The 25,301-nt window shown below is 68.8% G+C and carries 19 protein-coding genes and 1 pseudogene; 5 read left to right on the top strand and 15 right to left on the bottom strand.

Features of this window, described 5'->3' with window-relative positions; all coding sequences use genetic code 11:
* A complete protein-coding gene (locus I6I07_RS17235; protein WP_198482998.1) occupies positions 1-2,199 on the bottom strand; it encodes a TonB-dependent receptor in 2,199 nt (732 codons plus the stop codon).
* A gap of 266 nt (positions 2,200-2,465) precedes the next feature.
* The gene (locus I6I07_RS17230) at positions 2,466-3,449 is read right to left on the bottom strand and encodes a pirin family protein (RefSeq protein WP_198482997.1); all 984 of its coding nucleotides are present in this window, start codon (positions 3,447-3,449) and stop codon (positions 2,466-2,468) included.
* Positions 3,450-3,567: 118 nt separating this feature from the next.
* Between I6I07_RS17230 and I6I07_RS17225 the strand changes: the two genes are divergently transcribed.
* Both I6I07_RS17225 and acnA read left to right on the top strand, forming a co-directional pair.
* The gene (locus I6I07_RS17225) at positions 3,568-4,476 is read left to right on the top strand and encodes a LysR substrate-binding domain-containing protein (protein WP_198482996.1); all 909 of its coding nucleotides are present in this window, start codon (positions 3,568-3,570) and stop codon (positions 4,474-4,476) included.
* 280 nt (positions 4,477-4,756) lie between these two features.
* Positions 4,757-7,462 (top strand): aconitate hydratase AcnA, encoded by a 2,706-nt coding sequence (gene acnA / locus I6I07_RS17220; protein WP_198482995.1) that lies wholly within the window; start codon positions 4,757-4,759, stop codon positions 7,460-7,462.
* Positions 7,463-7,622: 160 nt separating this feature from the next.
* On the opposite strand, the gene I6I07_RS17215 is transcribed toward acnA, so the two are convergent.
* Positions 7,623-8,570, bottom strand: a complete 948-nt coding sequence (locus I6I07_RS17215; RefSeq protein ID WP_420094507.1) for a DUF4892 domain-containing protein — start codon at positions 8,568-8,570, stop codon at positions 7,623-7,625.
* Positions 8,571-8,738: 168 nt separating this feature from the next.
* Complete coding sequence (locus I6I07_RS17210; RefSeq protein WP_180188018.1) at positions 8,739-9,512, bottom strand: DODA-type extradiol aromatic ring-opening family dioxygenase; 774 nt, start codon at positions 9,510-9,512, stop codon at positions 8,739-8,741.
* A 235-nt stretch (positions 9,513-9,747) separates the two neighbouring features.
* On the opposite strand from I6I07_RS17210, the gene I6I07_RS17205 reads away from it, so the two are divergent.
* From I6I07_RS17205 to efp, 3 genes are all read left to right on the top strand, one after another.
* Entirely contained in the window at positions 9,748-10,950 is a 1,203-nt protein-coding gene (locus tag I6I07_RS17205; RefSeq protein ID WP_006390250.1) for a DUF2863 family protein, read from the top strand.
* Between the two features lie 8 nt (positions 10,951-10,958).
* Positions 10,959-12,071, top strand: coding sequence for an elongation factor P maturation arginine rhamnosyltransferase EarP (earP, locus tag I6I07_RS17200; RefSeq protein ID WP_198482993.1), 1,113 nt, complete (start codon positions 10,959-10,961; stop codon positions 12,069-12,071).
* A 202-nt stretch (positions 12,072-12,273) separates the two neighbouring features.
* On the top strand, positions 12,274-12,834 hold the full coding sequence (efp, locus tag I6I07_RS17195; protein WP_006225610.1) for an elongation factor P: 561 nt from the start codon (positions 12,274-12,276) through the stop codon (positions 12,832-12,834).
* Between the two features lie 66 nt (positions 12,835-12,900).
* Here the strand turns inward: efp and I6I07_RS17190 are convergent, their stop codons facing one another.
* The 11 genes and pseudogenes from I6I07_RS17190 to I6I07_RS17140 form a co-directional block, all read right to left on the bottom strand.
* Entirely contained in the window at positions 12,901-13,359 is a 459-nt protein-coding gene (locus I6I07_RS17190) for a DUF1178 family protein (protein WP_198482992.1), read from the bottom strand.
* A 92-nt stretch (positions 13,360-13,451) separates the two neighbouring features.
* The gene (locus I6I07_RS17185; RefSeq protein ID WP_035359207.1) at positions 13,452-14,156 is read right to left on the bottom strand and encodes a DUF2968 domain-containing protein; all 705 of its coding nucleotides are present in this window, start codon (positions 14,154-14,156) and stop codon (positions 13,452-13,454) included.
* A gap of 115 nt (positions 14,157-14,271) precedes the next feature.
* Positions 14,272-15,678 (bottom strand): sigma 54-interacting transcriptional regulator, encoded by a 1,407-nt coding sequence (locus I6I07_RS17180; RefSeq protein WP_198482991.1) that lies wholly within the window; start codon positions 15,676-15,678, stop codon positions 14,272-14,274.
* A gap of 49 nt (positions 15,679-15,727) precedes the next feature.
* Positions 15,728-17,827: a pilus assembly protein TadG-related protein gene (locus I6I07_RS17175; RefSeq protein WP_232625619.1), complete on the bottom strand. Its 2,100-nt coding sequence runs from the start codon at positions 17,825-17,827 to the stop codon at positions 15,728-15,730.
* Between the two features lie 51 nt (positions 17,828-17,878).
* Positions 17,879-18,319 carry a DUF3613 domain-containing protein gene (locus I6I07_RS17170; protein WP_198487566.1) on the bottom strand — a complete coding sequence of 147 codons (441 nt, stop codon included), beginning with the start codon at positions 18,317-18,319 and terminating at the stop codon, positions 17,879-17,881.
* A gap of 14 nt (positions 18,320-18,333) precedes the next feature.
* Positions 18,334-19,209, bottom strand: coding sequence for a hypothetical protein (locus tag I6I07_RS17165; protein ID WP_420094506.1), 876 nt, complete (start codon positions 19,207-19,209; stop codon positions 18,334-18,336).
* Positions 19,210-19,225: 16 nt separating this feature from the next.
* Positions 19,226-20,215, bottom strand: a pseudogene (locus I6I07_RS17160) (type II secretion system F family protein); the annotation flags it as partial.
* An 11-nt stretch (positions 20,216-20,226) separates the two neighbouring features.
* Positions 20,227-21,156, bottom strand: a complete 930-nt coding sequence (locus I6I07_RS17155; protein ID WP_198482989.1) for a type II secretion system F family protein — start codon at positions 21,154-21,156, stop codon at positions 20,227-20,229.
* Positions 21,156-22,511 (bottom strand): CpaF family protein, encoded by a 1,356-nt coding sequence (locus tag I6I07_RS17150; protein WP_198482988.1) that lies wholly within the window; start codon positions 22,509-22,511, stop codon positions 21,156-21,158. The genes I6I07_RS17155 and I6I07_RS17150 overlap by 1 nt, the downstream gene beginning before the upstream one ends.
* 21 nt (positions 22,512-22,532) lie before the next feature.
* Positions 22,533-23,873 carry a pilus assembly protein CpaE gene (locus I6I07_RS17145; RefSeq protein ID WP_198482987.1) on the bottom strand — a complete coding sequence of 447 codons (1,341 nt, stop codon included), beginning with the start codon at positions 23,871-23,873 and terminating at the stop codon, positions 22,533-22,535.
* Entirely contained in the window at positions 23,870-25,252 is a 1,383-nt protein-coding gene (locus tag I6I07_RS17140) for a type II and III secretion system protein family protein (RefSeq protein WP_198482986.1), read from the bottom strand. Before I6I07_RS17140 ends, I6I07_RS17145 begins: the two co-directional genes overlap by 4 nt.
* Positions 25,253-25,301 lie beyond the last annotated feature (49 nt).

Below are 25,301 nucleotides of genomic sequence, written 5' to 3'. Positions count from 1 at the left end.
TCAGAAGTCCATGCTGGCGCTCAGCGAGAAGGTGCGCGGGCCGCCCAGCACCAGGTAGCCGTTGCCGGGGTAGCCGCCCACCGACGACCAGTAGTTGCGGTTGGCGATGTTCTCGACGCGGGCGCGCAGCGTCACCACGTGGCCGTCGACGTCCATCATGTAGCGCAGGCCGGCGTCGAAGCGGGTCCAGCCGGGCACCTTGAGGGTATTGGCGTCATCCGCGTAGGAGGCGCCGGTGTAGACCACGCGGCCATCCACGGCCAGGCCCTGCACGCCGGGGATGTCCCATTCCGCGCCCAGGTTGGCCTGGAAGCGCGGCACGCCGATGACGCGGTTGCCGTCGATGGCGCTGTTGCCGGTGGAGCGTTGCTTGGCGTCCAGGAAGGTCAGGCCGCCCAGCACGCGCACGCTCTTGACCGGTTCGCCGAACACGGTCAGCTCGACGCCCTGGTGGCGATCCTTGCCGGAAGCGGTGAATTCGTTGCTGGCGTTGTAGGCCGCGCGCGGCTTGTCGGTGGAGAACAGCGCCAGGCCGGCGCCCAGGCCGCCGCCGTCGTACTTGACGCCGATTTCCTTCTGCTTGGACACGTAGGGCTGCAGGCTCTGGCCGCCGTTGGGCACGGGCTTGCCGTTGGCCGTCTGCGGCGCCGTATCGCCGGCCACCAGGGCCTCGATGTAGTTGGCGTACAGCGACACGCTCGGCGTCACCTTGAAGACGATGCCGGCGGCGGGCGAGTTGCGGCTGGCGTCGTAGGCGCTCTGTTCCTTGCCGGTGTTGTAGGCGTAGTCGCGCTGCGACAGGCGCTGGTGGCGGATGCCCAGGGTGAGCAGCACCTTGTCGTCCAGGAACGACATGGTGTCGCCGAACGCATAGCTGCTCAGGCGGGTGCGGCCCTGCAGCGCGGGATCGTCCAGGTCATTGCCGACCAGCGCCCCTGCACTGAAGGCCGGGCGGTCGTAGCTGACCGGGTTGTAGATGTTGGTCGGGAAGGTGTTCAGGTAGTCCATGACATACGCGTTCTTCTTCTTGAGGTCGAAGAAGGACGCGGAGGCGACGAACTCGTGGCCGACCGGACCGGTGCGCACCTTGGCGCGCAGGCCCAGTTCGCCCGTGTTCACGCTGTCCTTGCGCGTATTGTCGAAGCGGTAGAAGTTGCCGTCGCCGGTGCTGCCGTTGGTCACGGTGACGTTGCCCAGCGAGTTGGCCTCGTCGCTGCGGCGCATGCCGAAGGCGGCCCAGCCAGTCAGCTTGTCGCTGAAATCGTGCTCGGCGCGCACCGTGCCGAACACGTCGCGCTCGTTCGAATAGGACCAGGGCTGGGCGTAGTTGGAGCTGGCGTCCGGCGCGTCCGGCACGCTGGTCACGCCGCGCAGCGACACGTTCGGGCGGGCGCGCTTGAGCTTGTTTTCCTGCCAGCCGATGTCGGCCGACAGGCGCGTATCCGCCGAGCGCCAATCCAGGCCCAGCGACACCAGGCTGGTGCGCGAGTGTTCGTCGTCGATGGCGGTGTCGCCGCTGCGGTTGGCCACGTTCAGGCGGATGCCGGTGCTGTCGTCCGGCCCGAAACGGCGCGCGATGTCGGTCGACACGGAGACCTGGCCGCCGCTCGACACACTGGTGGTGAAGCGCGTCAGCGGCTCGTTCGGCGCGCGCTTGGGCACCAGGTTGATGACGCCGCCGATGCCGCCGCCGCTGGGCGCCGCCCCTGTCAGGAAGGCCGAGGCCCCGCGCAGCACCTCAACGCGCTCGAACAGTTCGGTGGCGATGTACTGGCGCGGCAGCAGGCTGTAGAGCCCGTTGTAGGCCACGTCATCGGAGCTCAGGATGAAGCCGCGGATGAAGTACGACTCCTGGAAATTGCCGAAGCCGCGCGCCACGCGCACGCCCGGATCGTTCTGCAGCACATCGCCGACGCTACGCGCCTGCTTGTCCTGGATCAGCTCGTTGGTGTAGCTGGTGATGCTGAACGGCGTGCTCATGATGTCCTGCGTGCCCAGCACCCCGACCCGGCCGCCGCGGGCCACCTGGCCGCCGGCATAGGGTTCGGCCAGCCCGCCGGCCGAGGCGTCGGCGCTGGCCTCGACCTTGATCGCGTCCATCGAGACGACGGAGCCGTTGGTGGGGGTGGCGGATTGGGCGTGGACAATGGCGGTGTACGGCAGGGCCGCAACCACGCACGCAAGGGTTCGTAATTTCATGTCGGGAGTCTGTAGGCGGGCGCTTCGCGAGAAGCAGGGAATCGCAAAAATCCCGATGGGGTCACGCGCGGGTAACGGCCTGCCACTCGAACTGCCGCGGAGCCGGTCATCCCGGCCTTGTCGAGCCCGTTCTCCAAGGGGTATTGAGATCGTGCGTTAGAGATTCTAAATAAAACAGAATCATTCTCATTACGTCCCCTATATAGAATTCTGTTTCTGTTGCTACGGAGCAACGAGGTCGGTCCGGCCGCCGCCGGCCCGCCGCCTTAGCCGGGAACGCCGCTTTCCTGGCGCAGCTGCCCGAACTCGCCCGCTTCGTAGGCCGCCATGGCCCGCGTCAGGGCGCGCGCGTCCGCCATCACGAACGGGCCGCGCTGGATCACCGGCTCGTCGATGGCCGGCCCGGCCACCAGGATGAAGTGGACCGGCGCGCCGGACGCGATCAACTGCAGCAGGCCCTCGCTGTCGGCCGAGGCGGCCAACGCCGCGCCCGGCGGCAGGACCGCGAAGTCGGGGTCGGCGACCGGCTTGCAGGCGATCCGCGTGCGTCCCGGCGACCGGAACGCCGCCACCGGCGCCGGCGAGGGTTCGGCCGGGACGGCGTCCGGCGCTGCCCGCGGCGGCGTGGTCTGGTGGCGCGCCCGCACGCCCAGCTCCCCCTGCGCCGCGTACAGCCAGGCGTTCCAGCCGGCCGGCAACCGCACCAGGCGCGACGCGCCCGGACGCAGCCAGCCGTCCAGGATCAGCAGCGGCTCGGGCGTTTCCAGCGGCGCGTCCCAGCCGTCGTAGTGGCCGGCGGCCACCCGCAGCCGGCCGGCGTCGCTCTGCAGCACCGGCATTTCCCAGGCGCGCAGCAGCGACGTCGCCGGCGGCAGCGCCTTGAGCCGCTGCGGCAGGTTGACGAACAGCTGCAGGCCGTTCAGGCGCGCCTCGCCCACCGGCTGCTGGGTATGCACGATGCCGCGCCCCGCCAGCGTCCAGTGCAGGTCGCCCGCCCGGATCTCGTGGTCGTTGTGGACGCTGTCGCGGCTGCGCATGACGCCGAGGCTGTCTTCCAGCAGCAGGGTCACGGCGGACATGCCGGCATGGGGATGGGGCGCGAACGTCGGCCCGGTCATGACGAAATGGTCGACCAGCACCAGCGGCGACATGCCCAGGGGAAAATCGGTGTGGCGGAATTGCCGGATGGAACAAGCGTCGCCGGCCGGTTCGAAGGGCCGCGCGACGGGAGGACTGAGGCGGATGGTCAAGGGTGTGCTACCAGGTTTTTACGTGGCGCAGAGCTTATGGGTTCTGCCGCCAGCACAGTAGAGGCCAATTTCAGGAATAATTGTCCTGTTAAGTAGGACAATCACCCACGTAAACCCCATGCACTCCTATCTCCATCATCTCGACGACCTGCTGCTCTTTAGCGAGGTGGTGGAGAAAGGCGGCTTTTCCGCCGCGGCCCGGGTGCTGAACATGCAGCGCTCCAAGCTGAGCCGGCGCGTGGCCGAACTGGAGGCGCGCCTGGGGCTGCGGTTGCTCCAGCGCAACACCCGGCGTGTGTCGCTCACCCCCATGGGCGAGCAGATCTACGTGCACGCGCTGGCCATGGCGCGCGAGGCCCGCAGCGCCTTCGACCTGGCGGCGGCCATGGGCGACACGCCCAGCGGCCTGCTGCGCATGACGGCGCCGTCGGCGCTGGCGGTGACGCTGCTGGGCGAACTGGTGGCGCGCTTCTGCCTGAAGCACCCCGGCGTGCGGGTGCTGCTGGACACCCGCGACCAGATCATCGACCTGGTGGGCGAAGGCTACGACCTGGCCTTCCGCGCCCAGGGCGCCTCGCTGACCGATTCCCGCCTGGTGGCGCGCGAACTCGCGCCGGTGCCGCTGATCCTGGTGGGCACGCCGGCCATGGCGCAGGCGGCGGCGCGCCATCCGCGCGAGCTGAACGCCCTGCCGCTCCTGGCCCATGCCACCCAGGACAGCCCGCAGAGCTGGCACTTCACCGGTCCGGCCGGCGAAACCGAGTCGGTCCAATACCTGCCGCGCTGCCTGAGCAGCAACCTGGCGGCGTTGCGCGAAATGGCCCGGGCCGGCCTGGGCGTGGCGCTGCTGCCCCACTACCTGTGCGCCGGCGCCCTGGCCAAGGGCGACCTGATCCACATGCTGCCCGCCTGGCAGACCGCGCCGGCCCGCATCTACGCGGTGATGCCCGCCCGCCGCGGCGCGCCGCTGGCCCTGCGCCGGTTCCTGGATTTCGCGGTGGCGGAAATGCCGACCCTGCTGGCCTGAGCGGCGGCGGCCCGTCGCCCGCCCCCCGCCACGCGCCTGTAGGACTTTTTTGTTAAAAAAAGGGGACTTGCAGGGACGGCACGGCTGCTCCACAGTATGGGGTGGCGGCGCCGCCGCGCGACCCGCCCCCCGGGGCGCGGGCCGGAACTTTGACGCGCCCCTCAAGTCTTATATAAGATATAAGACATAACGCTCATCGCGCTGCTGTCGCCCGGAATGACAAACGCGCCGAAACGCCTGAAAATGCCGGCTTTACGCGGGCAAAACCACGGAGTCCATCATGCCGCACAACACCCTCGACACACTCAAGAATTTCAAGATCGGCAACAAGTCCTGTCAGTACTATTCGCTGCCGGCGCTGGGCAAGTCCCTGGGCATCGACGTGCAGCGGCTGCCGGTCTCCATCCGCATCGTGCTGGAATCCGTGCTGCGCAACTGCGACGGCAAGAAGGTCACCGAGGAGCACGTGCGCCAGCTCGCCAACTGGCAGGCCAACGCCAGGCGCGAGGATGAAATCCCGTTCGTGGTGGCCCGCGTGGTGCTGCAGGACTTCACCGGCGTGCCGCTGCTGGCCGACATCGCCGCCATGCGCTCGGTCGCCGACAAAATGGGCAAGAGCCCCAAGAGCATCGAGCCGCTGGTGCCGGTCGACCTGGTGGTGGACCACTCGGTCATGATCGACTACTTCGGCACCAAGAACGCCCTCGACCTGAACATGAAGCTGGAATTCAAGCGCAACCAGGAGCGCTACCAGTTCATGAAGTGGGGCATGCAGGCCTTCGACACCTTCGGCGTGGTGCCCCCGGGCTTCGGCATCGTCCACCAGGTGAACCTGGAATACCTGGCGCGCGGCGTGCACCAGGACAAGAAGAACAACGTCTACTACCCCGACTCGCTGGTGGGCACCGACAGCCACACCACCATGATCAACGGCATCGGCGTGGTCGGCTGGGGCGTGGGCGGCATCGAGGCCGAGGCCGGCATGCTGGGCCAGCCGGTGTACTTCCTGACCCCCGACGTGGTCGGCGTGGAACTCAAGGGCAAGCTGCGCGGCGGCGTCACCGCCACCGACCTGGTGCTGACCATCACCGAAATGCTGCGCCGTGAAAAAGTGGTCGGCAAGTTCGTCGAATTCTGTGGCGAAGGCACGGCCAGCCTGTCGGTGGCCGAACGCGCCACCATCGGCAACATGGCGCCCGAATACGGCGCCACCATGGGCTTCTTCCCGGTCGACGGCCGCACCATCGACTACTTCCGCGGCACCGGCCGCACGGAAGCCGAAATCGCCGCGTTCGAGGCCTACTTCAAGGCCCAGGACATGTTCGGCGTGCCCGCCGCCAAGGACATCAACTTCACCAAGCTGCTGACGCTGGACCTGTCCACCGTCGCGCCGTCGCTGGCCGGCCCCAAGCGCCCGCAGGACCGCATCGAGATCGGCAACGTCAAGAGCACCTTCATCGACCTGTTCTCCAAGCCGGTCGCCGAGAACGGCTTCAACCAGCCGGCCGAGAAGCTGCAGCAGACCTTCACCACCAGCACCGGCACCAAGGTCAAGAACGGCGACATCCTGATCGCCGCCATCACCTCTTGCACCAACACCTCCAACCCCAGCGTGCTGCTGGCGGCGGGCCTGCTGGCCAAGAAGGCCGTGGAAGCCGGCCTGAAGGTGCCCAAGCACATCAAGACCTCGCTGGCCCCCGGATCGCGCGTGGTCACCGAGTACCTGACCAAGACCGGCCTGCTGCCCTACCTGGAAAAGCTGGGCTTCGACGTGGCCGCCTACGGCTGCACCACCTGCATCGGCAACGCCGGCGACCTGACGCCCGACCTGAACGACGTCATCACCAGCAATGACCTGGTGTGCTCGGCGGTGCTGTCCGGCAACCGCAACTTCGAGGCGCGCATCCACCCGAACATCAAGGCCAACTTCCTGGCCTCGCCGCCGCTGGTGGTGGCCTACGCCCTGGCCGGCACCGTGACGCGCGACCTGATGACCGAACCGGTCGGCCGCGGCAAGAACGGCGACATCTGGCTGGGCGACATCTGGCCGACCACCGAGGAAGTCGAGGCGCTGCTCAAGTACGCGCTGGACCCGAAGGCCTTCGAGGCCAACTACGGCCAGGTCAAGAGCAACCCCGGCAAGCTGTGGGAGAACATCAAGGGCGTCACGGGCGAGACCTACAACTGGCCCGACTCGACCTACATCGCCGAGCCGCCGTTCTTCGACGGCTTCGGCATGACGCCGGGCGAGATGCCGACCGTCAAGAACGCCCGCGCGCTGGGCGTGTTCGGCGACTCGGTCACCACCGACCACATCTCGCCGGCCGGCTCCATCAAGGAAACCTCGCCCGCGGGCAAGTGGCTCAAGGAAAACGGCGTCATGAAGGCCGATTTCAACAGCTACGGCTCGCGCCGCGGCAACCATGAAATCATGATGCGCGGCACCTTCGCCAACGTGCGCATCAAGAACCTGATGATCCCGGCGCGTCCGGACGGCAGCCGCTTCGAAGGCGGCGAAACCCTGTTCCAGCCGACCGGCGAACAGATGTCGATCTACGACGCGGCCATGCAGTACGTGGCGGCCGGCACGCCCACCGTGGTGTTCGGCGGCGAAGAGTACGGCACCGGCTCGTCGCGCGACTGGGCCGCCAAGGGCACCCAGCTGCTGGGCGTCAAGGCCGTCATCACGCGCAGCTTCGAGCGTATCCACCGCAGCAACCTGGTGGGCATGGGCGTGCTGCCGCTGCAGTTCAAGGGCAGCGACAGCGTGCAGTCGCTGGGCATCACCGGCGAGGAAACCTACGACATCTCGGGCCTGGAAAACGGCATCAAGCCGATGCAGGACGTGACGCTGACGATCACCCGCAAGGATGGTTCGAAGCAGGACGTGACGGTGCTGCTGCGCATCGACACCCCGATCGAGGTCGACTACTACCAGCACGGCGGCATCCTGCCCTTCGTGCTGCGCCAGCTGCTGGCCGCGTAACGCGCGAGCCTCAAAGGCAAAGCCCCTGGAACCGAGGTTCCAGGGGCTTTTTTCATCGCCGAGCCGCCTCAAGATGAAAACGCCCCCGTGGGGGGCAGCAAGCCGAAGGCGCCGCGTGGGCCCCTTTTTCATGCCATCGCGGCGCGTCAGGCTCGCTGCGTCATTGGGCAACCAGTTCGACCCGGCGGTTCCTGGCGCGGCCGGCTTCGGCGTCGTTGGCGGCCACCGGCGCCAGCGAGGCCACGCCCCGCGCCGACAGGCGCGCGGCCGGGATCTTGTAGCCCGCCTCCAGCGCCTTGACCACGGCGTCGGCGCGCTTTTGCGACAGGTCCAGGTTGCCGGCCAGCGTGCCCTGGTTGTCGGTGTGGCCGACCACGTAGACCTTCAGCTTCGGGTTGGCGTTGAGCAGCTTGCCCATCTCGTCGAGCGCGGCCTTGGATTCCGGCTTGACCTCGGCCTTGTCGGTATCGAAGTAGACGCCGTAGACCGCCACGCGGCCCGATTCGGCCAGCGATTTCTGCATCGCCGCCATGTCCAGCACCTTGACCTGGCCGGTCTGCATCGGCTTGGTCTCGATCACCTGCTGGAACACCGGCGTGATGTTGTTGGAGGTGTCGTCCATCACATCCAGGAACACATAGATGTCGCCCGTGGGCGCCTCTTTCTTCGCCAGCACCGCGTAGTACTTGCCGCCGAAGGCCGCGTCGCCCTGCCCCGGCTGGCTGACCTTGCCGCTGTTCAGCACGAACGACTGGAAGTCGCCGCCGCACTGCTCGTCGCCCTTGCATTCGAACAGGGTCTTGAAGCCGCCGGCCTGCAGCGCGCCCTGGTAGTTACGGTAGACCTCCAGCGCCGACTTCTTGCCATCGATGCGATAGGCGATGCGCGTCAGCTTGCCTTCCAGCGTCAGGCCCTTGGCCTCGTCTTCCCGCGTGATCGGCCGGTCGGGCATCACGGCCTCGTCGTAGTCCTTGAACTCGTAGGCCCGGATCTCGGCGCCCGTGAAACGAGTCAGGGCGGGATGGTCGCGCGATCCCTTGACGTCCTCGGCCCAGGCGGACGAGGCCGCCAGCGTTGCGGCGGCGATGGCCAGACACGCGGATTTCACGATATGCGCATTCACGATCTCTACACTCCCGGCCGGCAGGCGCCGGCATGCGTCCAGAACAAGGAAACGCCCGCGATGCGGGCGGCTGCCATTATGCATAGACGCTCGGGCGTTTGGGACCGCATGGGGTAACCAAACGTTCGCGGCGGTGAGCAGCGTCAACAGGCTTCAGTTGAACGCATACGCATCCATCGCCAACGCGCCGTACGAGACCTCGTCGTTCAGGCGCGTGGCCTGTTCGCCGCCCGCGCCCAGCGCCACGTACAGCGGCATCAGGTGGTCATCGTGCGGATGGGCCTGGCGCGCGCCGGGCGCGCGGGCCTGCCAGTCGAGCAGCGCCGGCACGTCGTGCGCGGCCAGATGGCGGGCATACCAGTCCTGGAACGCCGGCACGTAGGGCGTGGCCGGCGCGTTCTGCGGCATGCGCACGTCGCGCAGGTTGTGCGTCAGCGACCCCGAGCCGATGATCAGGACGTCCTCGTCGCGCAGCGGCGCCAGCGCGCGGCCCAGTTCGAGCTGGCCGGCGGCGTCGCGGCCCATGTCCAGCGACAGCTGCACCACGGGCACGTCGACCTCGGGATAGAGGTAGCGCAGCGGCACCCAGGCGCCATGGTCCAGCGGCCGGCGCGGATCGCGGTCGGCGGCGATGCCGGCCTCGGCCAGCAGGGCCTGCGTGCGCGCCGCCAATTCGGGCGAACCGGGCGCGGCGTATTGCAGCGTATAGAGCTCGGGCGGAAAGCCGCCGAAGTCATGCCAGGCCACCTGCTGGTCGCGGGTGGACAGGGCCAGGCCGTGGCCCATCCAGTGCGGCGAGACCACGAGAATGGCGCGCGGCTTGCGGCCCTGGGCCTGGCTCCAGGCGGCCAGGGCCGGGCCCGTCAGGCCGGGTTCGACGGCCAGCATGGGAGAACCGTGGGAAACGAAAAGCGTAGGCCAGCGCATGGCGGTGCCTCCAGAAAACAAGGTTGATGCAGGTATTTTCTGTCGTTTCGAATCTGCAATAAACCCCTGCAAAAGGGATGATCTGTTGCCAGATCAGCACCAATATGGCGGGAGGCCATCGGCCGGCCGGTGCGGTGGCGGCGGGCCGGCCGGTGCGGTGGCGCACGTCGCCGCCCCTGACCCTGGCGGGCGTTAAACTACGTCGTTACACACTTACTGGACGTCCTCCGAAGTTATGGCCCGATCCCGCAGCCAATCCGCTCCCCGCTTGACCCGCGACGCCACCCGCCTGATCACGCTTGCCCAGTCGCTCAACCGCTCGGGCAGCCGCGTCGAAGACGTGTACTGGGAGAATCAGCTTGGCGAAGCGATTCCGAAGCTGCTCAAGGCAGGCCAGGATGCCCCGCTGGAAGCCGCGCTGGACCATCTCGCCCAGGGCGACGTGGGCGCCTACGAAGTCCTGATCGAGCAGGCCGAAACGCTGTCCGAATCGATGAAGATCGAGAAAAACGGCGTGCGCTACGACATCCTGCTGATCGTCGCGCCCATCGTGGCGTGGACCCGCTACGCCATCCCGACCGGCCCCGTATCGGCCAGCGCCCAGCAGGCCCTGCTGGCGCAACTGCATGGCCACGTGCTGTCGAGCCAGGCCCGCAGCGCGCTGATGCCGATGCTGGTGAGCGTGGACCAGATGCCGCGCACCTTCGCCGAGACCTGGCAATGGCTGCAGCGCCTGGGCTCGCAGGCGCTCGGCGCCGAGACCACCAAGCCGGCGCTCAACGCCGAGGCCGAGACCGCCAACATGCTGGCCGACACGCGCTACATCGTGGCGGCCGTGGCGGTGCCCGAATTCGCGCCGGTGTTCCGCTGGCAGGAGCAGATCGGCGACGCCGAGGCCAGCCGCGACGCCTGCCTGGCGCAATGGGCCGCGCAGGCCCAGCCGACGCTGGCCGGCCTGCTGCCGGGCTGCGGTTTCGAGGCCCTGCTGCCCGACGCCTACTACGTCAGCAACCGCGAGGCCGACCGCCGCGTGCGGCCGCTGTCGCTGCGCGCCGCCATCAGCTGGCTCGAAGGCGCGGTCAATCTCGAGGCCTCCCAATTGCGCGCCGTGGTGGCCGGCTGCGGCGAAAGCCGGGTCGACGAATACCGCGTCAGCTTCACCGCGCGCAACAGCAACGACGTCTACTACGGCTGCGTCTGGCCGCTGTACGGCCGCGAGGAAGACCTGCCGGCCGACGAGGGCCAGCCCGACGTGGTCGACGAGATCGCGGCGCTGCTCAAGGAATACGGCGTGAGCGACGTGCGCCGCATTCCCGGCGTGCTGCCGCCGGAATACTGCGAGGACTGCGGCGCGCCCTACTTCCCCAATCCCCTGGGCGAACTGGTGCACGCCGAGCTGCCCGAAGACGCCGAGGCGGCGCCCGCCAAGTTCCACTGAGCGCGTCGATGCAAGCGGACATCTTCTGCCGCGTGGTCGACAACTACGGCGACATCGGCGTCTGCTGGCGCCTGGCGCGCCGGCTGGCGCACGGCCGTGGCTGGGACGTGCGCCTGTGGGTGGACGACCTGGCCAGCTTCGCGCGCATCCAGCCCGGCATCGACGCCGGCGCCGCGCGCCAGCGGCTGCAGGACGTCGACATCGTGCGCTGGACCGACACGCCGGATCCGGCGCTGGCGGCCCGCGACGTGGTGATCGAGGCCTTCGCCTGCGATCCGCCCGAGGCCTTCCTGGACAGCATGCGCCAGCGCCATCCGGCCTGGATCAACCTGGAATACCTGAGCGCCGAGGCCTGGGTGGAAAGCTGCCACGGCCTGCCGTCGCAGCGGCCCGACGGGCTGGTGAAGCACTTTTTCTTTCCCGGTTTCACCCCCGCCACCGGCGGCCTGCTGCGCGAACCGGGCCTGTCGGCCGAGCGCGACGCTTTCCAGGCCGATCCCGAGGCGCAGGCGGCGTTCCTGCGCGGGCTGGGCGTGGCCGAGCCCCTGCTGTCGCAACGGCGCCACGGTGCTCGCACCGTGTCCCTGTTTTGCTACCCGAGCGCCCCGGTCGATGGCCTGGCGCAGGCCCTGGCGGCCGATGCGCGCCCCGCGCTGCTGCTGGCGCCGGAAGGCGTCGCTCCCGGGCTCGAGGCGGCCTGCGCGCGGCCCGGCGGTCCGGTGGTGGCGCGCCTGCCGTTCGTGGCGCAACCCGATTTCGACCGCGTGCTGTGGTGCGCCGACCTGAATTTCGTGCGCGGCGAGGACTCCTTCGTGCGCGCCGCCTGGGCCGCCCGGCCGCTGGTCTGGCAGATCTACCCCCAGGAAGAGAACGTGCACCTGGAAAAGCTGGACGCCTGGCTGGCGCGCTATCCGGCCCCGGAAACCGCGGCCGCCACCCTCCGCGCCTGGAACCTGCCCGACGCCGGCGCCGTGGCCCGCGCCATCGGCGCCGCCCTGGCGCCGCTCGCCTGGCAGGCCTGGACGCAAGCGGCGCGCGACTGGGACGCGGCGCAGGCCGCCCGCCCCGATCTGGCGGAAAATCTGGCCGATTTTTGCGCAGAGTTGGTCAAGAAACGCTAGAATAGAGAGTTTTCCGAGTCGCCCTGGATTGTCGGCGCCTCAACTATGACGCCTCCCGGGGTGTGCATGAAGCCGAGTGTGCGGGCCTGTTTCGAGGGCCCGCGGGCTCAGATGGCGGGCCTGCCCCGTTGCCTGGCGCCCGCATTTGCGGCGGCTTTCTGCAAGCACGGCGAGTGCACCCTTTCCCCCCGGAGTTTTATCGATGAAAACCGCTCAGGAATTGCGAGTCGGCAACGTGGTCATGGTCGGCAAGGATCCCCTCGTGGTCCAGAAGGCCGAATACAACAAGTCCGGCCGTAACGCCGCCGTCGTCAAGCTGAAGTTCAAGAACCTCCTGACCGCCTCGGCCAGCGAATCGGTCTACAAGGCCGACGAAAAGTTCGAAGTCGTCCAGCTGGATCGCAAGGAGTGCACGTACTCCTACTTCGGCGACCCCATGTACGTCTTCATGGACGAAGAGTACAACCAGTACGAAATCGAAGCCGAAAGCATGGGCGACGCCCTGAACTACCTGGAAGAAGCGATGCCCGTGGAAGTGGTCTTCTACGACGGCCGCGCCATCTCGGTGGAACTGCCCACGACGCTCGTGCGCGAAATCACCTACACCGAACCGGCCGTCCGTGGCGACACGTCGGGCAAGGTGACCAAGCCCGCCAAGATCAACACCGGCTACGAACTGAACGTGCCGCTGTTCTGCGCCATCGGCGACAAGATCGAAATCGACACGCGTACCAACGAATACCGCAGCCGCGTCAACAACTGATCCGGCAGCAGGTACGAAAAAGCGCCAGCCCTTCGGGGTCTGGCGCTTTTTTTTCGGCGAACGCGGCTACTGCAGGCGTTCGTCGTCGAGGAAGTCGGGCACGGCCATGACGTCGATGCCGTCCTCGGCCAGGGCCTGGCGCTCTTCGCGCGTGGCGGTGCCACGGATGGGGCGCTCGTCGGCGTCGCCCTCGTGGATGCGGCGCGCTTCCTCGGCGAAGCGGGTGCCGACGTTTTCGGTGTTGCGCAGCACGGCCCGCACCTGGCGCATGACCACCGCCTGCAGGGCCGACATCTTCTCGGCGTCGGAGGCGCCGGCCGGCAGCGCCGGCTGGGCGGCGGGCGCGTGCAGGTGCGCCACGTTCAGGCGCGGGGCCGACAGGCGCTTGGTGATGCTGGCCGAGGCGCAGACCGGGCACGACACCAGGCCACGCGCCTGCTGCGCGTCATAGTCTTCGTGCGAACCGAACCAGCCTTCGAAGATGTGGCCGTGCTCGCACTGGAGGTCGAAAACTTTGAGAGCCATGGGAGTGATATGGGGGCTAGCGGCCAGAATACAAGAAAGCGCGGGGTCAAACAAAAACGGGCCCGTGGGCCCGTTTTTTCCATGCCTGGCGCTTACTTGCCGCGCTTGGGCGCGGCCGTCGACTGGATCTGCGCCTGCTGCGCCTGCAAGGCGTCGATCTGGCGTTGCAGGTCGCGCAGTTGCTGGCGCACGTCCTTCTGCTGATCAGCCAGCGCGGTGGCTTCCTGGCGCGATTGCTCCTGGCGCGCGGCGACCTGCTCTTCCTGCTGCATGCGCAGCGTGCGGTCGGCCTGCAGCGTGCTCAGCTCGGCGTTGCGGCTGGCCAGCAGCTTCTCGGCGTGGGTGTATTCGGCCTGCAGCTTGATGCGCTGGATGTCCACGTCGGCCAGTTCCACCGATTGCGCGGCGAACGCGCGGTAGGTGGCTTCGGCCTGCTTGTCCGACTTGGTCTTGAGCACGCGCCAGAAATCCTTCTGCTGGAACAGGGCCACGTAGTAGGTCAGGTCGTCCGGCTTGAACAGCAGGCTGGCGCCGTAGGTGCCGTTGTAGGTCGTACGCAGCTCGGAAACCTGGCGGTTCTGGATCAGTGCCTGCAGCTCGGCCACCGTCGAGGACGGGCGCGCGGCGGGCGCCGGCGCGGGCGGGGTGACCGGAGTGGAGGCGGCTTGCTTGTCCTCGACCTGCTGCACCGTCGGGCGCGGGGGCTCGGGTTGCGCGATGGCGCACGCGGCCAGACCGGACAGGGCCGTACCCAACAGCGCCATGCGAGCGGCGGCACGGATAAAGTGGACGTTCATGCCTTCCCCAAAAAAATCGTTGCGGAACTATAGCAATTTATTCCGTTTGAAGCTGACGCGCGTGAATAACACGCGGCGATAGTGTCGCGCGCCCTGGGACATTCCCTATTGCGCCTCACGACGCTTCGACGATGCCGTCGGCGGTTTCGCCCTGGCCCCCGCCCAGATGCAGCTTGCGCATCTTCTCCCACAGCACCTTGCGGCTGATGCCCAGGGTATTGGCGGTGTCCTGGCGACGCCAGCCGTTGACGTCCAGCGCGGCCAGGATGCGGGCGCGCTCGGCGCGTTCGGCGTCGCTGAAGACCGGCGGCTCGCACTGTGTGCTGGCGCCCGCCGTCGCCAAGGCCGCGGGGCCGCCCAGCGGCTCGGCCAGCTGGTCGAAAATGCGCTCGATGCGGGTCTGGTCCCAGGCCTGGAACTGGCGCCGCACGATGGCCACGCGCTCGGCCACGTTGGACAGCTCGCGCACGTTGCCGGCGTATCGCGCCCGCGCCACGCGTTCCAGCAGCCAGCCGGGCGGCTCGCCCTCGGCGCCCAGCCGTTCGAGCAAGGCGCGGAAGATCGCCGCCTTTTCCTCGGGGCCGCGCTGCTCCAGGTTGGGAATGCGCAGCTCGATCACCGCCAGCCGGTAGTACAGGTCGGCGCGGAACTCGTCCTGGCCCACCAGCACCCGCAGATCCTTGTTGGTCGCCGCCACCAGGCGGAAATCGACCGGCACCTCCACGGTCGACCCCAGTCGCGTCACGGCGCTCTGTTCCAGCACGCGCAGCAGCTTGACCTGCTGGTACAGCGGCAGGTCGCCGATTTCATCGAGGAACAGCGTGCCGCCGCTGGCCTGCTCGAAATAGCCCTTGTGGGCGCCCACGGCGCCGGTGAAGGCGCCCTTGGCGTGGCCAAAAAAGTGCGCCTCGAACAGCCCTTCCGGGATGGCGCCGCAGTTGACCGCGACGAACGGGCCGTCCGACCAGGCGGCGTGGTCGTGCAGCAAGCGCGCGATGCGCTCCTTGCCGACGCCGGTCTCGCCGTGGATCAGCACGTTGCTGCGGCAGTCGGCGAACATGTCGGCTTCGGCCAGCAGCGCCCGCATCGGCTCCGACACGGCGATCAGCGGCTGCTCGCGGCGCGGCGCGGTGCGGCTGAGCTGGTCGAGCGTGCCCAGCAGCTCGAACAGCAGCTTGCGCAGGTCCGTGGTGGTGAAGGCCAGCGGCAACGTATAGGAATATTCCGGCGGGTAATAACGCGGATCGCGGCCGCGGGCCTCGGACGCCACCCAGATGACGGGCATGGCCTGCACCGACAGCCAGTCGTAGCCGCTGAAGCGGTTGTCGCCCATGACCGAGACCGACACCAGCGCCACCGCCGGCCGCGACGGGTCGCGCGGCGGCGGAAAGGCGGTGCCGGCATCGGCGCGCACCAGCGACACGTCCATGCCGGCCAGGCAGCGCTCGGCCCGGCTGGCGATGTCGGACGTACCCTCCCAGACGTAGACGTCGAACTCCTCGCGCGAGAATTTCTGGGTCATGGCGACCACCGGGCCGGCCGCGAAGGGGCGCAAATCAAGGGCTTCATCATCAATACACCAGGCGGGGCTTGCCGCAGTCCACCGACAGCAGCGATACATCGGTCTGGCCGACACTCAGGCCAAGCATGTCCAGCAAGTTCTGCAGCAAGGTGGTCAGCATGCCCAGCAGCGGCTGCAGCAACGTGACCACGATGGACAGCACGCCGCCCACCTGGTTGCCGCCGCTCAACGCCAGCGACGAGACCGCGTTGACGCGGCACTGGCGAACGGCATCCGGCGTGATCGCCAGCGCGCAGGTCAGGTCGCTCAGCGGCGCCAGCAGCAGCGAGTTGAGGATATTGCCCACCAGCTGCAGCGTGCCGCCGAGCACGCCGGTCAGGCCCCCGGTCGACATGCGCTGGCCCAGCTGGTTGAGCGCGGTCGAGGACCACTGCATGTCGTTGACCACCTGCGAAATGGACTTTCCGGCATTGTTGCCGCCACCGCCCACCAGCTTGGTGGCCAGCGAGGCGCGCTGCTCCGGCGTCAGCGGCGTGCCAGTGCCGACCAGGTCGCCCAGGATGCCGCCGACCACGGCGTCGGCCAGGTTCGAGGCCAACGCGCCCAGGTTGATCGAGGTGGCGTTGACGGTGGCGGTGGAATTGGGCGACGGCGGCTCGGTCAGCGTGACCGACACCGGCGCGGTCGAGTTGAAGATCGGCAGCGTGACCCTGCTGGTCAGCGGCAGAATGTTCAGCACGTTCAGGATCTGGTAGCGCTGGATCGCCGCGAACGAACTGGGCTGGCAGCTGTTGGTGAGGGACAGGAAATTGGCCTGCACGTTGTCGACCGCCGAGGCCATGCCGGGAAAGCGCCCCAGGCAGATATTGGCGACCGACGAGGTCACGTCGATGGTGGCCTGCGACTCGGTCAGCGGCGCCTGGCACAGCTTGGACACGGTGCCGGTCGATTGCGCCACGTCGATGATGACGGGCAGGTCGATCTTGGTGCCCAGCGTGTTGGCCAGCAGCGGGCCCACCAGCGGGATGTTGCTGGTGTTGGCGCGCAGGTAGACGCGGATGCCGGCGCTGGTGGCCTGCGTGCCCACCCCGCCCACGCCGATGGTGGGCGGCTCGACGATGCGCACCTGCGACTGCACGCCGAGCAGCGGCACGTTCAGGCCCAGGTTGACCAGGTTCTGGCCGTTGGCGATGACCAGCGCGGTCTCCAGCACGTTGAGCGCGTTGATGTTGGCCTGCAGCGCCGAGTTGACGTCGCCGCCCACCACGTTCAGGTCGAGGATGCCGCCGTTGCCGAACAGTTTGACCGGCAGGTTCACCGGCATCACGTTCAGCACCACGTTGATGGCGTTGGACAGCAGCCCGAGGCTGGCGCCGGCGGTGTTGCCGGCCTTGTTCATCACGGTCAGCGTGGCCTGCAGCAGCTGGCCCAGCGTCAGGTTGTTGAGCGCGGCCAGCTGCGACGGCGTGCCCACGCCGGTGGCCACCGACACCGGCAGGCCCAGCGCCTCCAGCAGGCCCGACGGCGTGATGTTGACGGTGGCCAGGCCGGCCGCGTCGAGGATGTCGAGCTGGGCTGGCGTGGCGCCCACGGTGGCCAGCAGCTGCGACAGCAGGCCGCCCTTCTGCAGGCGCAGCAAGCGCGAACCGACGGTGAAGACGGCCACCGGCTGGGTCAGGCTCGCGACCGAGATAGCCTGGACCGTGTCGCTGCCGGCAATGCCCGGCAGCAGGCTCCTGAGGGACTTGGTGATGGTGATGCGCAGCGCATTCGGCACCTGGCCGCTGCCCGGATCGAACACGTACATGCCCGCGGCGTCGGCGCGGGTGGTGTCCCAGACCTTGCACTCGACCGACACGTCGGCCGCGACGAAGGTCTCCAGAATGCTGGGCACGTTGGCGAGCACCGCGGTCTGCCCCGCGGCCTGGGCCCGGGTGCAGTCGGCCGGCGCGCCCATGCCCAGCACCTGCACCGCCGACAGCGCGGCCAGGTCCGCCGCCTTCTGCATTTCCCGCTTCATGTAATAGGCATACCCCAGTTGGGCCACGCCCAGCAGCACCACGCCGACGATGACCACGAAAACGATGGCCACCGTCATGCTGCCGCGCTGCCGCGGCAGGAACGCAAAACGAAGATGAGTGGCTGGCATGATCGCGGCTCCCTGACTCGATGAGACGGGCAATCCCGGGGCCTGTCGACCCTAGTTGGTGTTGTTGGTCTGTACCCGCTTGGTGAACCACTCGGGAATCGGCCGGGTGAAGCTGTCGACGTAGCGGTTCCAGGCAGCGGTGGACGCGGCGCCCAGCACCGGCAACGCGGCGCCGGCGCGGCGGCCGTCGGCCTGCGCCGCCAGCAGGCCGCGGGTGATGTCGCCGAAGGCCTCCGGCGCCTCGGCCGCCGCTTGCGGCGCGGGCTGCGCGGCGGGCTGCGGCATCGGGGTCTGCACCTGCTGCACCACCGGCCGCGCCGGCATCTGCGCCGCGGGCGCGGCGGCAGGCGGCACGGGCGAGGCCTGGGCCACGCCGCCGCCCATGGCGCCGCCGGTCAGCGGCGCGTTCGATTGCGCCTGGCTGGTCCAGGGCATGGCGGCGGCCACCAGCAGCGCCAGGGAAAACGGAACGAAGCGTACGGTTCGAGACATGTTGGGATTCCTGGTTAGCGCATGATCGGGCCGTTGCCCAGTCTGTCCATCAAGGGGCTCATGACCGGCATGACGATGCCTTCGCCACGGGACACCCGGGTCGCCGACGGATCGGCCGCCGCGGCCGACGGGGCCACGCCGCGCGGCGCGGCGCTCTGGCTGCGGATTTCGGAGGCCAGGCGCAGGACCTGGCCGCGCGCCTCGTCGCCGAGCTTGGCGCGATCCATCACGTGCTGGGCCCGCACCGGTTCGCCCTCGACCAGCAGCAGCAGGGCCAGGTTGGCCAGCACCTTGCCGCTCTCGGGCGCCAGCTCGGCGGCCTGGCCCAGCGGCACGCGGGCGCCGGCCGGATCGCCGGCCCGCAGCCGCGCGTAGCCCAGGTCGCCCAGGATGCGCGGATCCATCGGCGCCAGCTTGGCGGCGCGGGCGAAGTCGTCGGCGGCCTGCTCGAACTGGCCGCGCGAGCCGGCGATCAGGCCCAGCCCGTGCCAGCCGTCGGCCGCCTGCGCGGTGCCGATCAGGGCGCGGTAGGCCTGCTCGCTCGAGGCCGTCTGGCCAGTCTGGCGCAGCGCCTCGGCGCGCAGCACCGCGATGCGTTGATCGTTGCCGAACTTCTGCTGGAACGCCTCGATATAGGCCAGCGAGGCGAAATAGCGTTCCTGGCGCTGCGACTCGGCGATCATCGACAGCATCATCTCCGGCTCGGCCGGCTTGCGGCGGTTCTCCGCCTCGTCCTCGCGCTGGCGCGCCAGCGCCTGTTCCTGCTGTTGTTGCTGGATCAACTGCCAGGCGGTCTCGGCGTTGTTGCTCTGGCAACCGGCCAACGTCCCGGCGCCGGCAACCGCCGCCGCCACCAGGGTCCAACGCCATGCGCGCCGCGCGCTTTCCATACCGCCCGCCATTACATCCCCCCATGCGCGACAAGCCGCGCAATACCGCCACAAACCCCGCCCCGCCGGTCACGATCAACAGCGCCGGCAACAGGGTCACGATCATCACCGCCGTCATCTTCACGGTGGTCTTGCCCACTTTTTCCTTCAGTTCCAGGCGCCGCGTCTCGCGCAGGCGCTCGCCGAACCGGTTCAGCGGTTCCTGCACCGCGCCGCCGTGCTGGTCGACCTGGGCGATCAGGCGGCAGATGGCCGACAGGTCGTCGTTGTCGAAGCCCGCCGCCAGCCGCGCCAGCGACTGCTCGCGGGTGCGGCCGCGCACATACAGTTCGGACGCCAGCCGCAGCTCGTACGCCAGCACCGGCAGCACTTGGTCGAATTCCTTGGTCAGCACCTGCAGGCTCTGGTCGATCGACAGGCCCACGCCCTGCAGCAGCCGCAGCAGGTCGATCAGCAGCGGCAATTCATTGGCGGCCTGCTTGCGGCGGCGCGACAGGCGCCGGCGTACGAACCACTTGGGCAGCATGTAGCCGATAGCGAAGCCGAAGAAGGCCGCCACGAACAGGCCCAGCGACGAGCCGATGCTGCGCCCCAGGTCGAGCGCCACGGCCGCCGCCGGCAGCAGCAGCGCCAGCGTGAAGCGCGCGACGATGAAGCGCAGCCGCGCCGTGGCCGGGTTTTCGTAGCCCGCCATGTCCACCAGCTTGCGGTCCTCGCCGGCCAGCAGCGCTTCGGCGAAACGGCCTTCGCTCAGGCGCTTGCCGAACGAGTCGGCCGCGCGCGTGGCCGCGGCCAGCCTGCCCTGCCCGCCCTCGGCGGCGGGCGCGGCGGCCGCCTTGACGCGGCCCTCGCGCGTCGCCAGCGCCTGCTCCACCACCTGCCGGCTGCGGTCCTGCCCGCGCAGGCGCCGCGTCATGCTCAAGCCCAGGATCAGCATGGCGGCGGCCACCAGCATCAGCGCCACCGCCAACACCGTCGAGACATTCCAGGATTCGATCGCTTGCATCCGCGTCGTCCTCAGATGGCCTTGGCCATGCGATACAGGATGTAGGAGCCGCCCAGTTGCAGGCAGACCGCCGTCATCAGCATCTTGAAGCCCAGCGGGTCCACCCACAGGCCCATGAACAGGTCGTTGTTGGCCACCATGATGAAGCCGGCGATGCCCAGCGGCAGCAGCGCCAGGATCCAGGCCGACAGGCGGATTTCCGCCGAGCTGGCCGACAGTTCGGCGCGCGCCTGGCCGATGTCGCGCATGAACGCGGCCATGCGTTCGAGCACCTGGTCGCTGCGGCCGCCGAAACGCAGGGCCACCGACACCACCGCCGCCACCATGTAGAGTTCCTTCATGTCGTACTGGCGCGAAACCTGCACCAGCGCCGCGTCCAGCTCCTTGGCCGAGCGGCTCAGGGCGGCGGCGGTCTCGACCACCTCGCGCAGCGGCTCGTCGGTAGTGGCCGCGGCGGTCTGGAAGGCCGACGCCATGCTGTTGCCGATGGTGACCAGGCGCACGATGTTGTCCAGGAACGCCGGCAGTTGCGACACCCGGCGGCGCTGGCGCCGGTCGGCGCGCAGCCACAGCAGGAAATAGGCGAACACGGTCAGCAGCACCAGCGCCACCAGGGCCGACAGCCAGCCCAGGAAGGCCCAGGCCAGCAGCGCGCCCGCCACGATGGGCAGGATCAGCTTGGCGTAGAAGCCCGGGCTCTGGCGCACGCCGCCCTGCAGCAGCAGCATGTCCCAGCGCGAGAAACCGCTGCGCAAGGCGCGGGCGCCGTGCGCGAACGGCATCTTGCCGCTGACCGGCGCGCCGCGGCCGCGCCGCAGCTGGTCTTCGAGAAAGGCGGAGCTGGCGGCCCGCCGCTGGCCGCTATTGGCATGGCGCCACAGCAGCACCGCCGCCAAGGCCAGCACCAGCGCCAGACCCGCGAACACCCCGGCTTGCAGCATCAGCGCCTCCTGCTCCAGAAGCCGCCGCCGTCGGACTCGGGCGGCGCGGTCTCGGCCGGCCGCTGCTCGTTGCGCATCTTGGCCAGCTTGGGAGTGTGCGGATGGATGCCGAGCCAGTTCCAGCGGTCCTTTTCCTCGCCTTCGGGCGTGGCGAAGGTTTCGTGCCGGTACAGTTCCTGGGTCGAGATCACGTTGTCGCCCATGCCCGTGACCTCGGTCACCGACAGCACCCGGCGCTTGCCGTTGGACAGGCGGCCGATCTGCACGATGAAGTCGAGCGCGCTGGCGATCTGGCGCCGCAGGCTGTCTTCACTGCCCTGGAAGCCGGCGAAACCCGCCAGCATCTCGATCCGGTAGAGGCATTCGCGCGGCGAGTTGGCGTGGATCGTGGCCATGGAGCCTTCGTGGCCGGTGTTCATGGCCTGCAGCATGTCCATGACCTCGGCGCCGCGCACTTCGCCCACCACCACGCGGTCCGGGCGCATGCGCAGGCTGTTGCGGATCAGCTCGCGGATGCTGACCGCGCCGCTGCCGTCGAAGCCGCCCTGGCGCGACTCCAGCCGCACCACGTGCGGGTGGTTGAGCGACAGTTCCGCGGTGTCCTCCACCGTCACCACGCGCTCGGTGTCGGAGATGAAGAAGGCCAGCGCGTTCAGCAGCGACGTCTTGCCCGAGCTGGTGCCGCCGGACACCAGGATGTTGCAGCGGTTCTTCACCGCCTCGTGCAGCAGCCGGTAGATTTCCTCGTCGAAGGTGCCCAGCGTCAGCAGGTCGGCCGGCTTGAGCGGATCCTGGCGGAACTTGCGGATCGAGACCATCGGGCCGTCCACGGCCAGCGGTTCGATCACCACATTCAGGCGACCGCCGTCGGGCAGCCGCGCGTCCACCATCGGGCTGGACTCGTCCAGCCGGCGGCCGATCGGCGCCAGGATGCGGCGCACGATGCGCAGCACGTGCTGGTTGTCGGTGAAGCGCAGCGTCTCGCGCGCCAGCACGCCGCGGCGCGACACGAACACATTGTCGTAGCCGTTGATCAGGATGTCCTCGACCGCGGGATCGGCCAGCAGGTCCTCCAGCGGCCCCAGGCCGGCCAATTCCTTGGTCAGGGCCTCGGCGATCTGGCGCATCTCGCCTTCGTTGATCGGCACCCGCCGCAGGCGCACAAAGCTCGCCACCTCGATATCGACGAACTCCTGGATCGCCGAACGCGCCCAGCGGCCGAACTCCGCGCCCAGCTCCTCGATGCGGGAAAGCAGGTGCTCGTAGGCCGCCGTCTTCACTTCCTGGAAGCGGTTGGACGACGCGAAACCCTTATCGCCATCGCCGCCGAATTCTATGGTCGCTGTCATGATCATGTGGGATTCCGCCGCCGTCCGTTACTCGACCACCATGCGGCGGTGCACGCCGGGCAGCCACGTGGCCAGCCAGCTTGCCCGGCCGCCCGGGGTGTTCTCTTCCGCGCTCAGCTTCTCGGCCAGCGCCTGCACCGCGCGCACGTAGACATCGCGCTCGGCTTCCTCATGCAGCAGGTGGCCCTGGTTGGTGCACACCATGAGCGCCAGCGTGCGGTCCGGCAGCGTGCCGATCAGCTCCAGCTGGAAGCGCTCGGCGATTTGCTGGGCCGTCATGCCGTAGCGCTCGTCGTAGCGGTTGACGACCAGGCCCAGGCTGCGGCGGTCCACGTGCAGCTGCTCCAGTTCCTGCAGCAGGCCGGCCAGCGACACCAGCGCGCCCACGCTCTGGTCGGTGACGATCCAGTTCTGTTCCGAGGCGCGCGCCAGGCCCGCCACGAACTCGGGGTTGGAGAAACCGCCGGAATCGGCCACCACCACGCCGAAGTGCTGGCGCATGCGCTCGAACACCAGCAGCGAGTCGGATTGCGAGACATCGCGCATCTGGTCCAGGTCGCGCGGCAGCGCCAGCACGCTCAGGCCATTGGCCGTGTGCGACATGGCCGAGCTGAGCAAGGTCGAATCCAGCCGCCGCAGGTTGCGCGCCGCCTCGGCGAAATCGAAATCGCCGCCGATGTTCAGGTACAGCTGGCAGTCGCCCACCGGCCAACCCAGGTCCATCAGCGCCACCCGGCTGTTCAGGGGCAGCTGGCTGCCATTGTCGGCGGCCGGCTTGGCGCCCTTGGCGCCCGTGGCCGCGGCGCGCGAGCCATGCTGCTGCTTGAGGCGGTCCTGCACCATGCCGGCCAGGTGCACGGCCAGCGTGCTGGTGCCCACGCCGGGACGCGCGCCCAGCAGCAGCACGCTGCGGCGCGAGCCGTCCATGCGGCCGCCGCCCGCCGGCAGGTCCAGCAGCCGCTGCACCACGTCCTTGACTTCCTGCGGCGCCACGGTCGGGTCGACGAAATCGCTGACGCCCGCGCGCAACGCGGCGATGGCGCCTTCCGGCTGGCTCAGGAGCCCCACCGCGACGCGCGGAATCGCCGGCGCGATGCGCGCCAGCAGGCGCGCCAACTCGGCCGACTTGAACAGCTTGCCCGGCTCGTCCTCGCTCAGGGTGAAGTCCAGGAACACCACCTGCGGCTCGATTTCGGCCAGGCGCCGCCCCAGTTCCTCGACACCCGGAACTTCCTGGGTCAGCATGCCCATGTCGCCGAGCGCCTGCCCGAGCTGCGCGGCCACGCCGTCACCCTTGGAACAAAATAAAAACCGGTTGCTATTCTGCAAGCCAACCCACTCCCTGGCATGTGTCTTCATATCGCTCACCGTGAAAAACCCGGCATTTGCTGCCCACCTGCGGGACCCATCAGGTAATAGCCCCAAGCGTTGAACGCGGTGTCCGCCGCCTCCTGCTTGGCCCCCGGCAGCGGCAAGGTCACGCCGCGTGCAATGGGCCGCACCAGGCGCGGCGTCACCACGATCACCAGCTCGGTATCCTCCTGGGTGTAATCGACACTACGGAAAAACGAACCGATGATGGGCAGGTCGCCCAGCATCGGCACCTTGTTGACCAGCGCCTTGGTCTGGCGCGACACCAGTCCGCTGATGACGAAACTCTCGCCATCGCCCAGCTCGACCGTGGTGTCGGCGCGGCGCGTGCGCAGGGCCGGAATCAACGTGGTGGTATTCGTGCCGCTGGAAACCGCGATGGCGTTGCTGTAGTCCAGTTCGCTGGCCTCGGGCGCCACCTTCAGCGCGATGCGCTCGCGCGACAGCACCGTCGGCGTCACCGTCAGGCCGATGCCGAACGGCTTGAACGTCACTGTGGTCGTCCCCAGGCCGCCGGCCTCCGGAATCGGCAGTTCGCCGCCGGCCAGGAAACTGGCGCTCTGCCCGGTCAGGGCCACCAGCGTCGGCTCGGCCAGCACGCGCGCCATGCCGTTGTTCTGCAGCAGGCGCAGGCGCGCGCTGAAATCGTTGGAGTCGTAGAACAGCGAAAAGCCCGAGGCCAGGGCCGCGCTCTTGCTGAAGCCCAGCGGCGCCGGGAAGCCGTCGGGCGTGATCGAGTTGGTGCCGCCCCATGGGCCGGCGCGGCCGGCGAAGCTGATGCCGGCCTGCTTCATGACCGAGCGCGACACCTCGACCACCTTGACCTCGACCTGCACCACGCCGCCGGTGCCGGCGGTCGAGACGTCCACCACGTTCTTGTCGCCCACCACCGCGCCGGCCGCGGCCACCGAGGCCTGGTGCGACAGGGGCGAATCGGCCTGGCCCGACACCACCGCGCGGTCGCCGGCCACGTCGACGTTGGCGCCGCCGGCCATGCCGCGTCCGGCCATGACCTGCTGCACGTTGCCCGCCACCCGCACGGTCCACAGTTGCGGCGCCGCGTTGTTGCCGGTCCAGATCTGCAATTGCGTGGTGCCCGGCTTCTTGCCGTACAGCAGCAGCGAGGCCTGCCGCTTGCCGGAGGCCGCCAGCACCTTGACGTCGGCCACCTCGGGATCGCCGATGGCGATGCGGGCGGGCGCGCCGTCCAGCATGAGCGTCTGCTGGCCCTTCACGGCGACCGCGATGTCGCGGGCGGGCGCGCTGGCGCCCGGGTCGGACTGGATGGCGGTCTGCGCCATGCCGGCCACGCCGTAGGTCATTGCCGCTGCGGCCGACAGGACGCAGATCAGGGTGGTGCGCTGGAATCTCTTCATTGTGCTGGATCTGGTTTGGCAGGTAAGGTCCAGCCGCGGGCGGCACCAG

This window comes from Achromobacter deleyi (genome assembly GCF_016127315.1).
Lineage (GTDB): Bacteria > Pseudomonadota > Gammaproteobacteria > Burkholderiales > Burkholderiaceae_B > Achromobacter > Achromobacter insuavis_A.
The sequence above is the reverse complement of the archived record's forward strand: the minus strand, read 5'-3'. Positions and strand labels throughout refer to the sequence as shown.

Bases quoted from the DNA above. Each gene is read 5' to 3' on its own strand.
- I6I07_RS17235 (WP_198482998.1), bottom strand. From the start codon at position 2,199: ATGAAATTACGAACCCTTGCGTGCGTGGTTGCGGCCCTGCCGTACACC.
- I6I07_RS17225 (WP_198482996.1), top strand. From the start codon at position 3,568: ATGCACTCCTATCTCCATCATCTCGACGACCTGCTGCTCTTTAGCGAG.
- acnA (WP_198482995.1), top strand. From the start codon at position 4,757: ATGCCGCACAACACCCTCGACACACTCAAGAATTTCAAGATCGGCAAC.
- I6I07_RS17210 (WP_180188018.1), bottom strand. From the start codon at position 9,512: ATGCGCTGGCCTACGCTTTTCGTTTCCCACGGTTCTCCCATGCTGGCC.
- I6I07_RS17205 (WP_006390250.1), top strand. From the start codon at position 9,748: ATGGCCCGATCCCGCAGCCAATCCGCTCCCCGCTTGACCCGCGACGCC.
- earP (WP_198482993.1), top strand. From the start codon at position 10,959: ATGCAAGCGGACATCTTCTGCCGCGTGGTCGACAACTACGGCGACATC.
- efp (WP_006225610.1), top strand. From the start codon at position 12,274: ATGAAAACCGCTCAGGAATTGCGAGTCGGCAACGTGGTCATGGTCGGC.
- I6I07_RS17190 (WP_198482992.1), bottom strand. From the start codon at position 13,359: ATGGCTCTCAAAGTTTTCGACCTCCAGTGCGAGCACGGCCACATCTTC.
- I6I07_RS17185 (WP_035359207.1), bottom strand. From the start codon at position 14,156: ATGAACGTCCACTTTATCCGTGCCGCCGCTCGCATGGCGCTGTTGGGT.
- I6I07_RS17180 (WP_198482991.1), bottom strand. From the start codon at position 15,678: ATGACCCAGAAATTCTCGCGCGAGGAGTTCGACGTCTACGTCTGGGAG.
- I6I07_RS17175 (WP_232625619.1), bottom strand. From the start codon at position 17,827: ATGCCAGCCACTCATCTTCGTTTTGCGTTCCTGCCGCGGCAGCGCGGC.
- I6I07_RS17170 (WP_198487566.1), bottom strand. From the start codon at position 18,319: ATGTCTCGAACCGTACGCTTCGTTCCGTTTTCCCTGGCGCTGCTGGTG.
- I6I07_RS17165 (WP_420094506.1), bottom strand. From the start codon at position 19,209: ATGGAAAGCGCGCGGCGCGCATGGCGTTGGACCCTGGTGGCGGCGGCG.
- I6I07_RS17155 (WP_198482989.1), bottom strand. From the start codon at position 21,156: ATGCTGCAAGCCGGGGTGTTCGCGGGTCTGGCGCTGGTGCTGGCCTTG.
- I6I07_RS17150 (WP_198482988.1), bottom strand. From the start codon at position 22,511: ATGATCATGACAGCGACCATAGAATTCGGCGGCGATGGCGATAAGGGT.
- I6I07_RS17140 (WP_198482986.1), bottom strand. From the start codon at position 25,252: ATGAAGAGATTCCAGCGCACCACCCTGATCTGCGTCCTGTCGGCCGCA.